The organism is Ruegeria sp. AL2, from assembly GCF_056540845.1.
Genome location: NZ_JBQFXM010000004.1, coordinates 40,609 through 53,205 on the forward strand (window position 1 = coordinate 40,609; position 12,597 = coordinate 53,205).

At 57.2% G+C, this 12,597-nt stretch carries 13 protein-coding genes; 9 read left to right on the forward strand and 4 right to left on the reverse strand.

Features of this window, described 5'->3' with window-relative positions:
* The first annotated feature begins 165 nt into the window (after nt 1–165).
* The 6 genes from ACR0ID_RS07425 (at nt 166) to uvrC (ending at nt 6,853) form a co-directional block, all read left to right on the forward strand.
* Nucleotides 166–1,095 carry an ABC transporter ATP-binding protein gene (locus ACR0ID_RS07425; RefSeq protein ID WP_480474917.1) on the forward strand — a complete coding sequence of 310 codons (930 nt, stop codon included), beginning with the start codon at nt 166–168 and terminating at the stop codon, nt 1,093–1,095.
* The gene (locus tag ACR0ID_RS07430; protein WP_480604637.1) at nt 1,092–1,853 is read left to right on the forward strand and encodes an ABC transporter permease; all 762 of its coding nucleotides are present in this window, start codon (nt 1,092–1,094) and stop codon (nt 1,851–1,853) included. Before ACR0ID_RS07425 ends, ACR0ID_RS07430 begins: the two co-directional genes overlap by 4 nt.
* Before the next feature lie 114 nt (nt 1,854–1,967).
* Nucleotides 1,968–2,765 carry a S49 family peptidase gene (locus tag ACR0ID_RS07435; protein ID WP_480604639.1) on the forward strand — a complete coding sequence of 266 codons (798 nt, stop codon included), beginning with the start codon at nt 1,968–1,970 and terminating at the stop codon, nt 2,763–2,765.
* Nucleotides 2,766–2,936: 171 nt separating this feature from the next.
* On the forward strand, nt 2,937–3,899 hold the full coding sequence (locus ACR0ID_RS07440) for a calcium/sodium antiporter (protein WP_480518634.1): 963 nt from the start codon (nt 2,937–2,939) through the stop codon (nt 3,897–3,899).
* Between the two features lie 21 nt (nt 3,900–3,920).
* Nucleotides 3,921–4,700, forward strand: coding sequence for an SDR family oxidoreductase (locus tag ACR0ID_RS07445; protein ID WP_480554263.1), 780 nt, complete (start codon nt 3,921–3,923; stop codon nt 4,698–4,700).
* Nucleotides 4,701–4,990: 290 nt separating this feature from the next.
* A complete protein-coding gene (uvrC, locus tag ACR0ID_RS07450; protein ID WP_480604641.1) occupies nt 4,991–6,853 on the forward strand; it encodes an excinuclease ABC subunit UvrC in 1,863 nt (620 codons plus the stop codon).
* Here the strand turns inward: uvrC and ACR0ID_RS07455 are convergent.
* Entirely contained in the window at nt 6,850–7,734 is an 885-nt protein-coding gene (locus ACR0ID_RS07455; RefSeq protein ID WP_480604643.1) for a DMT family transporter, read from the reverse strand. The two genes, uvrC and ACR0ID_RS07455, sit on opposite strands and share 4 nt — an antisense overlap.
* A gap of 174 nt (nt 7,735–7,908) precedes the next feature.
* On the opposite strand from ACR0ID_RS07455, the gene pgsA reads away from it, so the two are divergent.
* From pgsA to ACR0ID_RS07470, 3 genes are read left to right on the forward strand one after another with little or no spacing between them, the layout of a single operon-like run.
* Complete coding sequence (gene pgsA, locus ACR0ID_RS07460; RefSeq protein WP_480604645.1) at nt 7,909–8,577, forward strand: CDP-diacylglycerol--glycerol-3-phosphate 3-phosphatidyltransferase; 669 nt, start codon at nt 7,909–7,911, stop codon at nt 8,575–8,577.
* A 3-nt stretch (nt 8,578–8,580) separates the two neighbouring features.
* Nucleotides 8,581–8,826, forward strand: a complete 246-nt coding sequence (gene moaD / locus ACR0ID_RS07465; RefSeq protein ID WP_480474923.1) for a molybdopterin converting factor subunit 1 — start codon at nt 8,581–8,583, stop codon at nt 8,824–8,826.
* A gap of 3 nt (nt 8,827–8,829) precedes the next feature.
* Entirely contained in the window at nt 8,830–9,273 is a 444-nt protein-coding gene (locus ACR0ID_RS07470) for a molybdenum cofactor biosynthesis protein MoaE (RefSeq protein WP_480604646.1), read from the forward strand.
* 54 nt (nt 9,274–9,327) lie between these two features.
* Here the strand turns inward: ACR0ID_RS07470 and ACR0ID_RS07475 are convergent, their stop codons facing one another.
* The 3 genes from ACR0ID_RS07475 to ubiA all read right to left on the reverse strand — a co-directional run bounded on the left by ACR0ID_RS07475 (nt 9,328) and on the right by ubiA (nt 12,596).
* Nucleotides 9,328–9,648 carry a hypothetical protein gene (locus tag ACR0ID_RS07475; protein ID WP_267365430.1) on the reverse strand — a complete coding sequence of 107 codons (321 nt, stop codon included), beginning with the start codon at nt 9,646–9,648 and terminating at the stop codon, nt 9,328–9,330.
* A gap of 1 nt (nt 9,649) precedes the next feature.
* Nucleotides 9,650–11,569 carry an OmpA family protein gene (locus ACR0ID_RS07480; RefSeq protein ID WP_480604647.1) on the reverse strand — a complete coding sequence of 640 codons (1,920 nt, stop codon included), beginning with the start codon at nt 11,567–11,569 and terminating at the stop codon, nt 9,650–9,652.
* 64 nt (nt 11,570–11,633) lie between these two features.
* Complete coding sequence (gene ubiA / locus ACR0ID_RS07485; protein ID WP_209598711.1) at nt 11,634–12,596, reverse strand: 4-hydroxybenzoate octaprenyltransferase; 963 nt, start codon at nt 12,594–12,596, stop codon at nt 11,634–11,636.
* Nucleotide 12,597 lies beyond the last annotated feature (1 nt).

Below are 12,597 nucleotides of genomic sequence, written 5' to 3' on the forward strand. Positions count from 1 at the left end.
CCCTCCGTTCCTAGCAGAGTTTGCTGGCTGGTGTCGGGATTGCAAGCCGGATGATTGCCGACGAGGACGGTCTTCCTTTTGGCAGTTGTTCATCACATGGTACGGAATGGGCCTGTTATCCCTGTATTCGGGGCGATAGGGTCTGTGCCAGAACGGGGAGCGGATATGACGACCATTTTATCCATCAGAGATCTGCGCAAATCTTACGCCGATGGGTTCGAGGCGCTGAAAGGTGTGTCTCTGGACATTGAAGAAGGCGAAATTCTTGCGCTTCTGGGGCCGAATGGGGCGGGGAAAACCACTCTGATCTCGACGATCTGCGGAATAACCACGCCAACATCCGGTGCGGTTTCAGTCGGCGGGCACGACATTCAGTCGGATTATCGCGCAGCGCGCAGGATGATCGGGCTTGTCCCGCAAGAGATCGCGCTGGAACCGTTTGAAAAGGTCTGGAACACAGTTCGGCTGTCACGCGGGTTGTTTGGGCTGGGCAAAGACAACGCCCGGATCGAGGACATTCTGCGCAAGCTCTCGCTATGGGACAAGCGCAAGAACCCCATCAAGGAGCTGTCGGGCGGCATGAAACGCCGCGTGCTGATCGCCAAGGCTCTGGCGCATGAACCACGTGTTTTGTTTCTGGATGAACCGACGGCAGGTGTGGATGTCGAGCTGCGCAAGGATATGTGGGAAATCGTGGCCGAGCTGAAACGGGACGGTGTCACCATCATTCTGACAACCCACTATATCGAAGAGGCCGAAGCCATCGCGGATCGCGTCGGCGTCATTGACAAGGGTGAGTTGCTTTTGGTGCAGGACAAAGACACGCTTATGGCGCAGATGGGCAAAAAGCAGATTGTCGTCATGCTGACCGAGCCAATCGCCAAGATTCCCGATGATTTGGCCAACCACAATCTGACCCTCAATGGCGCCGGGGATAGCCTGATCTATACCTACGATACCCATGCGGATCGCACAGGCATTACGACCCTTTTGAATGACGTGTCGCAGGCCGGGTTGGTGTTGCGCGATGTGCAGACACGGCAATCGAGCCTGGAGGAGATATTTGTCAATTTGGTATCCGGAGAGGCGGCATGAACTGGACCGCAATTGCTGCAATCTACCGGTTCGAAATGGCCCGCTTCTTTCGCACCCTGGCGCAAAGCTTCCTGTCGCCGGTTCTTTCCACTTCGCTGTATTTCGTGGTGTTTGGCACCGCCATCGGCAGTCGAATTCAGGAGGTCGAGGGCGTATCCTACGGCGCGTTCATCGTGCCGGGCTTGATCATGCTGTCTGTAGTGATGCTGTCGATCTCGAACGCGTCTTTCGGAATTTATTTTCCCAAGTTTCTGGGCACCATCTACGAGCTGTTGTCGGCACCGGTGAATTTTATAGAAATCGTGATTGGGTATGTCGGTGCGGCGGCCACCAAAGCGCTGTTTGTGGGACTGGTCATTCTGGCCACGTCGACCTTCTTCGTCGACATACGGATCGAACACCCCTTTGCCATGGCGGCGTTCTTGATCCTGTCATGTCTCAGCTTCTCGTTGCTGGGGTTCATCATCGGGATATGGGCCAGTAATTTTGAACAGATGTCACTGGTGCCGCAGCTTGTGGTTACGCCACTTATCTTCCTTGGTGGTACGTTTTATTCAATCTCAATGCTGCCGCCTCTGTGGCAGACGATCACGTTGTTCAATCCGGTCGTCTATCTGATTTCGGGGTTTCGCTGGTCGTTTTTCGGGCTTGCGGATGTGCCCATAGCCCTGAGTTTGCTGGCCATCATAGCCTTTACTGGGGTGTGTCTGGTGGTTATTGGCTGGATCTTCAAAACTGGCTGGCGCATTCGCAGCTAACCCGCGCCGGGGCGTTGCATTTTTGCCGGTCGAGTGTGTGAATTTGGGTCACGTCGTGTTCAAGGTTCGAAGAGTCCCTTGTTTACGGGTTGGTGGCACTCTACATCGGCACCCATGAAGCTCAGCCTGCCGTTCGTCAAAAAATACCCATGTGTGGCCATCGTCCGCCTGTCCGGCGCCATCGGTATGGCCGGGCGCGGGTCCTTGAACGACGCCACGCTGGCTCCGGTTCTGGAGAAAGCCTTTCGCAAGGGAAAACCTGCGGCCGTGGCGCTTGAGATCAATTCACCGGGCGGATCCCCTGTCCAAAGTTCAATGATCGGTGCGCGCATTCGGCGTTTGTCCGAAGAACTGGACGTGCCGGTCATCGCTTTTGTCGAAGACGTCGCTGCATCCGGTGGGTATTGGCTGGCCGCCGCAGCGGATGAGATCTGGGCCGATGACAGTTCCGTACTGGGATCGATCGGTGTGATCTCGGCTGGATTTGGTGCGCATGTCTTTCTGGCGCGGCAAGGGTTTGAGCGGCGGGTCCATACCGCCGGGAAATCGAAGTCCATGCTCGATCCGTTTTCACCGGAAAAGAAAGAGGACGTGGCCCGCCTGCAAGGGTTGTTGGGCGATATCCACGAGAATTTCATTGCGCATGTCAAAGATCGGCGCGGGGACAAGCTGAATCAGGAAGCTGATCTGTTCACGGGCGAGGTTTGGCTGGCGCGACGCGCGCAGGAATTGGGGTTGATCGACGGCATCGCACATCTGAAGCCAAAGATGCAGGACCGTTTCGGCGACAAGGTCAAATTTCGCCGCTATGGCGTGAAAAAACCGATCTGGACCCGGTTTGGGGCCAGCTTGGCGCAGGACGCCATCGCAGGGTTAGAGGAGCGGGCAGCCTACGCGCGTTTCGGTTTGTGACGTGATCGTAAAGGCTGTCACTCTTTTTCTGATCGCAATGGGCGTATTGGCAATGTTCGGCAAGTTGCGGTTTCCCGGGCAGAAAAGGCTAAGCTCGGCAAAATGTCCGCGATGCGGTCGGTACCGCATCGGAAAGGGCCCCTGTGCCTGTGAAAAAGGAGGCCGGGCTTGATTACAACGTGGCTGCTGTCTGGTCTTGGCCTGTTGATCCTGTTGCTGGCAGGCGATGCCTTGGTGCGGGGCGCAGTGAACCTGAGCCTGCGTTTGGGTGTCCCAGCCCTGATCGTCAGCCTTACGATTGTGGCCTTCGGCACGTCAGCGCCCGAGTTGCTGATTGCTATCAGCGCCGTCAAGGAACACGCACCGGGTATCGCGCTGGGCAATGTTGTCGGATCAAACACGGCCAATATCCTGTTGGTTCTTGGTCTTCCAGCGATGCTGGCAACGATCCATACCAGCGAATGCGACAGCCGTAGGAACTATGCCTTCATGCTGATGGCGACGGCCCTGTTCATAGGGTTGGCGTTTTGTGGAACATTCACCGTCGTCAGCGGCCTGATCCTGCTGGCGGCTTTGGGCCTGGTTCTGACGAATGCCTTTCGTGAAGCAAAGGCGCACCGCAAGGCCTGTGGCGAAGCCTGTGCGGATGATGACGATCTAGACGGCCTGGAAGAAGCCGATCCTGACATGCCTTACTGGAAGGTATCGGTTTACCTGATCCTCGGGCTTGTGGGTCTTCCGATGGGGGCGCACCTGCTGGTGGAAAATGCGACGGTCATCGCCCGGAACTATGGTGTCAGTGAAACGGTTATCGGTCTGACCTTGATTGCGGTCGGAACGTCATTGCCCGAATTGGCAACGACTGTCATGGCCGCTTTGCGCCGGCAGGCTGATGTGGCCCTAGGCAACGTGATTGGCTCAAACATGTTCAATCTTCTGGCCATTATCGGGATCGCAACCTGGTTCGGGCGTATCCCGGTCGATCCCGGTTTCCTGCATTTTGACCTTTGGGTCATGTTGGGCGCATCACTGCTTCTGGTTCCCTTTGTTGTCTTCAAGCAGGATATCTCTCGCGTTTGGGGTCTGGTGCTGACCCTCCTTTATGCGCTTTATGTCACTGTATTGCTGGTGTGATCTGACGAAACGAGGTGAAGCATGACCCGAGCTTTAGTGACCGGTGCCGGTATTCGTCTGGGTCGGGCCATGGCGCTTTATCTGGCGGGTCGTGGATATGATGTCGCCGTTCATTTTGCGTCCTCAGAACGCCCCGCGCACGAGACCGTGGCGGAGGTACAGGCATTGGATCGACGGTCGGTGGCATTGCAGGCCGATCTGCTGGACGAGGCACAGGTGCAGGACCTGCTGCCCAAAGCAGCCGAGGCTCTGGGTGGGCCGATCACCTGTCTGGTAAACAACGCATCGATCTTTGAATATGACAGCGTTCATACAGCGACCCGCCAAAGCTGGGACCGCCATCTCGACAGCAATCTGCGCGCACCGTTCGTTTTGACCCAAGCCATGGCCGGGCAGGGGCTGGTCCCGGATACAGACGAAAACGGTGAACCCCTTGCGACCGGTCTGATCATCAACATGGTGGACATGCGCGTACGCAAGCTGACACCCGAGTTCATGTCTTACACCATCGCCAAAATGGGGTTATGGACGCTGACCCGTACCTCGGCACAGGCGCTGTCCCCGGCAATCCGAGTCAATGCCATTGGGCCCGGACCGACGGTACAGGGGCATCGTCAAAGCGCCGAGCATTTCCAGGCGCAAAGATCGAATACGGTTCTGGAACGCGGGTCAAATCCATCGGATATCACCGCCGCCATGGGGTATTTTCTGGATGCGCACGCGGTAACGGGACAACTTATTTGCGTGGATGGCGGTCAGCACCTTGGGTGGAAAACGCCGGATGTTCTGGGAGTTGAATAAGCAATATCGCTGCAAGTTTTGCACCGCGCACGTTTGTGTTACCCGCGTGTTACAAAAATGTCTTTTTTTTCATACACTTGCTAAATTTGTGAAAAAATATTGTTAAAAATCAATATCTTGAAAATGTGCCTATTTTTTGTGCATGTTAATGAAGTGGTAATGAAACAAGGGAAATTCTATGGCTGTGAAAACTTATCTTCACACTTATCCACAGGAATCGTGGATTTGTTTTCTCTTGATCTGAGGCCCGCAAGATTGCAGCCAGTAAAAGAGAATCATATCGGAATCCCATGACTACCCACAGTGAATCGTCCCTGACCGGTTATGCCTGCATTCAGCGCTGCGCAAAGACGCTGGACAGCTCACCCGGGGTGTACCGGATGCTGGATGCCGACAGTCGGGTTTTATACGTGGGTAAGGCGCGAAACCTGAAGGCGCGGGTGTCGAACTATACAAGGCCGGGTCATTCGGGCCGGATCGAGAAGATGATCGCTTCGACCGCTTCGATGATGTTTCTGACCACAAGAACTGAAACCGAGGCGCTGCTGCTGGAGCAGAACCTGATCAAGCAGCTTAAACCGAAATACAATGTGCTGCTGCGGGACGACAAAAGCTTTCCGAATATCCTGGTCGCCAAGGATCATGAGTTTCCGCAGATCAAGAAACACCGTGGGGCCAAGAAGGAGAAGGGCGCCTATTTCGGACCATTTGCCAGCGCGGGTGCTGTAAACCGCACATTGAACCAGCTGCAAAAGGCATTCCTGCTGCGCAACTGTTCGGATTCCATGTTCGACAGCCGCACGCGGCCCTGTCTGCTTTATCAGATCAAACGGTGCTCGGGGCCCTGTGTCGGTTTGATTTCGGAACAGGATTACAGTGAAAGCGTGAAGGATGCAGAACGTTTCCTGTCGGGGCGCTCGACCAAGGTTCAGGAGGAACTGGCCGAACAGATGATGGCTGCGTCCGAGGCCATGGAGTTCGAACGCGCCGCCGGTCTGCGCGACCGTATCCGGGCGCTGACGCAGGTACAGACCGCACAAGGCATCAACCCTCGTGGTGTGACCGAAGCAGATGTGATCGGCCTTTATATGGACAGCGGGCAAGCCTGTGTTCAGGTATTCTTCATCCGTGCCAACCAGAACTGGGGCAACAAGGATTTTTACCCGCGTGTAGGACCAGATGTATCTCCGGCCGAGGTGATGGAAGCTTTCCTTGGCCAGTTCTACGACAACAAGGAACCACCACGGCAGTTGATTTTGTCGGACGGGATCGAAAACGCCGATCTGATGCAGGAAGCTTTGACGGAAAAAGCCGGTCGTAAGATCGAGCTTCTCGTGCCGCAGCGCGGGGAAAAACAGGAACTGGTTGCAGGTGCATTGCGCAATGCGCGAGAGTCTCTGGCCCGGCGCATGTCGGAAAGCGCGACACAGGCCAAGTTGTTGCGCGGTGTGGCCGAAGCATTTGATCTGGACGGCCCGCCCGGTCGGATCGAGGTCTACGACAACTCTCACATTCAGGGTACCAACGCTGTTGGCGGCATGATCGTGGCAGGGCCCGACGGGTTCATGAAGAACGCCTATCGCAAGTTCAACATTCGTGGCGATGACCTGACCCCGGGTGACGATTTCGGCATGATGAAAGAGGTTCTGAACCGTCGCTTCACCCGCCTGCAAAAAGAAGACCCGGATCGGGATAAGGGGCTTTGGCCCGACCTGCTGCTGATCGATGGCGGTGCCGGGCAGGTCAGCGCTGTGCACGAGATCATGCAGGCTCACGGGGTCGAAGACATTCCGATGGTCGGTGTTGCCAAAGGGGTCGACCGTGACCACGGCAAGGAAGAGTTTCACCGGATCGGTCAGCGCCCCTTTGCGCTGAAACGCAACGATCCCGTCTTGTACTTTATTCAACGGCTAAGGGACGAGGCGCACCGTTTTGCCATTGGCACCCACCGTGCGAAACGCGCCAAGGCCGTTGGTGCCACGCCGCTGGATGAAATCCCAGGTGTCGGGGCAGCACGCAAGCGCGCCTTGCTGACTCACTTCGGCAGCGCCAAAGCGGTAAGCCGGGCCAATCTGGCGGACCTGAAAGCGGTCGAGGGGATCTCGGCCGGGTTGGCTCAGAAAGTCTATGATTTCTTCCACGACAAGGGTTAGACCTGTCGCCCCCGCCACAGGATATAGAGGCCCGAGGCTACAATAAGCGCGCTGCCGACCCACATGGTACGGTTCAGGCTTTCGCCGAACAGGGCGATACCCAACCCAATACCGAACAGCAGTCGGGTATAGCGGAACGGGGTTACGGCAGACACTTCTCCCGTGCGCATCGCGTTCATGAGCGAGGCATAGGCCATGACGCCCATCAGAACCGCGCCCGTCAGATGCAGGCTGGTGTGCAGGCCAACCGGTGTCATGGGCAGGCCTTCCCACACTTGATAGGCAACGCCCGCGACGATAATGCTGAGGAAACCATAAAACCCCAAAACTTCGGTTCCAAGCGTGGCAGGGGCCGCGCGGCTGGCCAGATCGCGCCCTGCGAACCCTAACATACCCAGCACGGCCAGTATCGACAGCAGTGAAAAACTGTCTCCGGCCGGTTGCAGAATAATGACGACGCCGATCATACCGACAAAAATTGCGCTCCATCGCCGCCAACCAACCGTTTCACCAAAGAACAACGCCGCGCCTGCGACCACAACCAACGGCGTCGCTTGCAGGATCACCGTGGCCGAGGACAAGGGCGTCAATGCGATGGCGAGCACATAGAACAGCCGACCAAAGACTTCGAACAGCACCCGAACTTTCATCGGGCGGGAAAGAACGTCTGGGTGCATCAGGCGTTTTCCACGAGCTGACGCCAGCGCGGCAAAGATAACGGACCCGCCCGTCCCGAACAGCACCATTACCTGCCAGATCGGAAGCGCGGTCGAAGCTGCTTTCAGCAACGCATCCTCCAGCGCAAAGCCCGCCATTGCGGCCACCATCCACAGGCTGCCGACCATGTTCGACCGGGCGTCGGTTTGAATATGCGCTGTCATCCTGTACGTTCCGCTTTGCAGTTGACGGGCAATCTGACCGCAAAGACGTGAAACGCCAAGTACACAAGGTCCAAAGCGTCGGACCTGCGGCGCTTTGACCAAGCTGTTGTGAGTGATGTAGTTTTTTACCAGTTTGTCTTTTCTGTCTTGAACCGGCGATATAGGGTCCAAGCCATGAAGTGGAATTTGCCCAATATCCTGACGGTTCTACGCCTGCTGGCTGCGCCCGGTCTGGCCGTTATGTTTTTGTACTTCACGCGGCCCTATGCGGACTGGTTCGCTTTGATCCTGTTCCTGTCGGCGGCGATCACCGATTGGTTTGATGGCTATCTGGCCCGTGCGTGGAAACAGGAAACCAAGATGGGTGCGATGCTGGACCCTATTGCCGACAAGGCAATGGTGGTGATCGCGCTGATGATTCTGGTTGGCTATTCGACCGAACACTGGACGCCATGGCTCGTGCTACCCGCCACCGTAATCTTGTTCCGCGAGGTTTTTGTCTCGGGCCTGCGCGAATATCTGGGCGATGTTGCGGGGACGCTGAAGGTTACAAAGCTGGCTAAGTGGAAAACAACAGCGCAGATGATCGCCATTGCCGTGCTGTTCTCGCAGGGTATCTTTGAACACTATGCCGTGATGGCGAGTTTCGGCATGGACGCTTCGCTGGTAGAACAGGTCATCGCGGGCCAGGTTGAAGATGTGAACCACCTGCGCTGGAACATCCATGGCATGTTTTGGGCGGGCCAGATCGGGCTGTGGTTGCTGTGGATTGCGGCGACGCTGACATTGATCACCGGCTATGATTACCTACGTAAAGCCATGCCACATCTGAAGGAGATCTAAGGGATGGATGTGCTGTATTTTGCATGGGTTCGCGAGCGTATCGGCTTGCCAAAGGAAAAGGTCGAGACGCAGGCAGTCACAGTCAATGACCTGGTGGCCGAGTTGAGCGCGCGGGAAGATCGCTATGCCGCGGCATTTGCCGATTTGTCCGCCCTGCGCGTTGCACTGGATCAGGAGTTGTCGGATTTCGACGCCTCGCTGTCGGGCGTTCGGGAAGTGGCATTTTTTCCACCAATGACAGGCGGCTGACCCATGCGGATCGCTGTTCAGCAGGAAGCATTCGATCTGGGGGCCGAGGCCAATGCTTTTGCCGCCGGGGATGATGCCAACGGAGCCATTGTCACCTTCACTGGCGTTGTGCGCGACTTGGCAAGCGGTGATCTGGACGTGATGGAGATTGAATACTATCCGGGTATGACGGAACGGGCCCTGACCAAGATTGCCCAGGAAGCCAAGGAGCGGTGGTCATTGGGTGACGTCCTGGTGATTCACCGTCATGGCCGACTGGCCCCGGGGGACAGGATCATGATGGTGGCCACCGCTGCGCCGCATCGTAAAGATGCGTTTGAGGCAGCGGAATACTTGATGGATTATCTGAAGTCTCGCGCACCCTTCTGGAAGAAGGAAATCACCCACTCTGGTGCGGAATGGGTCGCAGCCAAAGACGAAGACGAAGACGCGCTGACCCGGTGGTAGTACTTAGCGACCGTTTATTCTTGCAAACTTCGGCGACGGCGCAAGGTCGTGCGCTTAATCCGCGTTGTTGATCCGTCCGCGCAGTTCTTCGGCCTCCTGACGCGCGGCCCGCAGGCCATCCATTGCGGCTGCCAGCTCGGCCTCTGTCTGGGTTAGCTGGTTCGTCAATTCGGCCTCACGTTGCTGCAAATAGGTGATGGCCTGATCGCGTGTTTCCTCGGCCTCGTGCAACTCCTGACTCATCCGGTCCAGATCAGCGACATCGCTTTGACTTACGCGGGACAGGCGGTGCGCCAGCCAGTTGGCAAACCAGCCCATGCAGAAGGCGGCGAACAGGATAATGGCAGTGACAATGACGAATTCTGTTCTGTTCAACTTACTGGTCCCCTGCATCCGCATCAGGTGCGGTCGTGTCGGTTTGGTCCTCTGCGGAAGTCGCAGCCTCGGTCTCAAGCGCTTCAAGGCCTGTTTTGGTACTCGCAACAGGCTCAGGGCGGATCAGACGGAACTCGATCCGGCGGTTTTCTTCCCGGCCCTCTTCGGTGTCGTTGTCAGCGATGGGTTGCGTTTCCCCATATCCCACAGCGGTGTAGCTGCTGGTAGGAATGCGCCGCCCGCGCAATTCGTTCAGGATGGATTGTGCCCGCGCCTGGCTGAGTTGTTGGTTCATCTCTTCACGGCCCTGACTGTCTGTGTGGCCCTGAATCTCCATACGGATCGGACCGCAGTCGCGCAGGATATCCGCAATCTGGTTCACCACATCGCGCGAGTCTGATGCAATCGTGGCCGATCCGGGCTCAAAGGCGATCTTACCGGTAGCCTGAATTTCGGCGATCTGGGTCTCGCAGATTTCCGGGTCGGGCAGAGCGTCCTCGGGTTCCGGTGGGGGCTGATAGGTGATGGTCAGGGTGTATTCCTGCCCCTCGCCCAGCTTGTCGGATAGTTGACCTGCGATGCGAGCCTTGGCGTCTTCTTCGTGGCTGAGGCCGATCAGTTCGACCGTATCGGGTGTAACGGTCAATACGCCGTTGTGGAGCTGACCCAAAGCCTCCAGACCGGCCAAAACACGTACTGGCCAGTCCGCCGGAAGATCCGAAACGATGCGGGTGGCGGTATACACCTGATCGGACCCAAAGGCCGCGCGCGCGTAGCTGTCGACCATGTCGCGCAGAGTTTCATCACCCAGCCGTCCGCGCAATTGCACCAGCCCTTCAGGGCTGCGGGTGGCCGAGAACTCGACCGGGCCGTTTGCGTTCGTTGTTTCAGGCTCTGGCAAAACGGCGTGCAGTGCGAAAACCGCAGGCAGCTCGGTTTCAAGCTCGCCCACAACCCGGTCGAACACCGTAGGATCGGTGCCCTCGGCAGCAATCAGGGTAATGTCTGCGTCGGAAATGGTGACCGAACCCTGGCCGATCCTGAACAGCGCCTGAATGCTTTTCTCGGCTGCTTCTGGCCAGCGTGGCGATGGTTCGCCCAAGGCGACGGTGCAGGAATAAGACCCCGTCAACCCCGCGTTCTTCGCGGCGGCCACGATACGGTCACGTGCCTTCTCATCCTGGGCGGAACAGGCGTCAAAATGCCCACCTCCTTCGTCGATCAGGTAACGCAAAGTAAAAGGCGTGACGACCGGGCGAGGTGCTGAAATTGCCAGCCCAACCCGCAGGCTGGGCGGTGCCGTACGGGTCAGGTCGCGTTCCAGTTTTTGTTTTTCTTGCTGACTGTTGGCAATTGCCGTGATCCTGACCAAATCCGGGTTGGCGGAAATTTTGGCGCGGGGCAGGTGGGTTAGGGCCTCTAACGCGTAAGAAATTGCGGCATCCCATCCTTTGGGCTTTGGATAATCCGCTGTTTCCATCAGGTCCGACACGGCAACGGATCTGTCCAGATTGCCCAGCCGTTGGATCAGCTTGTCCCTGTTCTCACTGGCCGGGATCAGACCAATCACCGAGATTCCACTGTCATTGCGCAGGATTTCTACCGAAAAGCGCGGTGCTGCGAGGGCAGAAGTTGCGATAACCTCCATTTCATCGATTACGCGAGATGTATCAACTTCGGTTCCCGCGGCGGTCAGAGCGTTAAAGCGGGTCGCCTCATCTGGCGCTGTACCAGTCAGGACCACCCGCAAACCATCGGCCTCGACCTCGGCCCAATCATGTCCTTTCAGGTCCAGCGAGCGCCGTACAGCCAGTTCTGATGATTCTTCGATCTCGGTAACAGCATAGCTGGCTGCCAGAAGCGACAGGCCGGCTGATACGAGAAAGATCAGGGAAACAGCGATAAAATACGGCAGACGCATGTTTGGGTTTGGCACTCCTCAGGCGTTTGCGCCGATCTTTACAGGCCCCGTACAGCGGGTGCAATCAGAGCAGCAAGGCGACGCAGAGGAAGATCAGCGGAATAAAGCCGGTATCGCGGTTGGCCCGAAACAGCAGCAGTAGTTTGGCGTTGTCTTCGGTATCTAGCCCGCGCAATTGCCACATCATGTGCCAGCCCATGGCCCAGGGACCGCAAAGCGCGATCCCCAACGCCAGAATCGACGCGTCAGGCACCCCGGCATCAATAATGGCCAGCCCCATCAGCGATACTGTTGCGACCAGAAAATACTTCAGCCATTTCGCCGTGTCGGTGCCGAACAGGCGCGCGGTGGATTTGATGCCGACCAGTTCATCATCCTCGGTATCCTGATGTGCATAGATCGTGTCATAGAACAGGGTCCACGCGATGCCGGACAGGTACAGTGTGACAGCAGGCCAGCCGAGCGACCCGCTATGCGCCGTCCAGGCCAGCAATGCGCCCCAGTTGAAGGCCAGACCCAGAAAAACCTGAGGCCACCAGGTAAACCGCTTGGCAAACGGATAAACGGTCACCGGCAGCAAAGATAACACACCCATGGCAATGGCCGCCTGATTGAAGCTGAGCAGAATGCCAAGCGCCAGAAGACTTTGCAGGATCATCCAGGCCGCAGCTTGCCGGACACTGACTTGCCCCGACGGTATCGGGCGTGATCGTGTGCGTTCAACCTGTGCGTCGAATTCCCGGTCTGTAATGTCATTCCACGTGCAACCGGCACCTCGCATCAAAAAGGCTCCGAATGCGCAGCCTAGGGCAATCCACAGATCTTCCCAACGCGGTTGGCCGTCATGCAGGATGGCCAGCGCCAGCCCCCACCAACATGGAAGCAGCAACAGCCATGTGCCGATGGGCCGGTCCGCGCGGCTGAGGCGCAGATACGGACGGGCAAAGGCTGGGGCATGGGTGTCGACCCAATTGCCGGTGACGGCATCGGCGACTTGACCATCTGGTGTTGGGGCATTGCCTTGCATA

Excerpts from the sequence above, each read along its gene's own strand:
- ACR0ID_RS07470 (WP_480604646.1), top strand. The coding sequence starts at position 8,830 with ATGCGGATCGCTGTTCAGCAGGAAGCATTCGATCTGGGGGCCGAGGCC.
- ACR0ID_RS07425 (WP_480474917.1), top strand. The coding sequence starts at position 166 with ATGACGACCATTTTATCCATCAGAGATCTGCGCAAATCTTACGCCGAT.
- ubiA (WP_209598711.1), bottom strand. The coding sequence starts at position 12,596 with ATGCAAGGCAATGCCCCAACACCAGATGGTCAAGTCGCCGATGCCGTC.
- ACR0ID_RS07455 (WP_480604643.1), bottom strand. The coding sequence starts at position 7,734 with ATGACAGCGCATATTCAAACCGACGCCCGGTCGAACATGGTCGGCAGC.
- ACR0ID_RS07480 (WP_480604647.1), bottom strand. The coding sequence starts at position 11,569 with ATGCGTCTGCCGTATTTTATCGCTGTTTCCCTGATCTTTCTCGTATCA.
- pgsA (WP_480604645.1), top strand. The coding sequence starts at position 7,909 with ATGAAGTGGAATTTGCCCAATATCCTGACGGTTCTACGCCTGCTGGCT.
- uvrC (WP_480604641.1), top strand. The coding sequence starts at position 4,991 with ATGACTACCCACAGTGAATCGTCCCTGACCGGTTATGCCTGCATTCAG.
- ACR0ID_RS07445 (WP_480554263.1), top strand. The coding sequence starts at position 3,921 with ATGACCCGAGCTTTAGTGACCGGTGCCGGTATTCGTCTGGGTCGGGCC.
- ACR0ID_RS07435 (WP_480604639.1), top strand. The coding sequence starts at position 1,968 with ATGAAGCTCAGCCTGCCGTTCGTCAAAAAATACCCATGTGTGGCCATC.
- moaD (WP_480474923.1), top strand. The coding sequence starts at position 8,581 with ATGGATGTGCTGTATTTTGCATGGGTTCGCGAGCGTATCGGCTTGCCA.
- ACR0ID_RS07430 (WP_480604637.1), top strand. The coding sequence starts at position 1,092 with ATGAACTGGACCGCAATTGCTGCAATCTACCGGTTCGAAATGGCCCGC.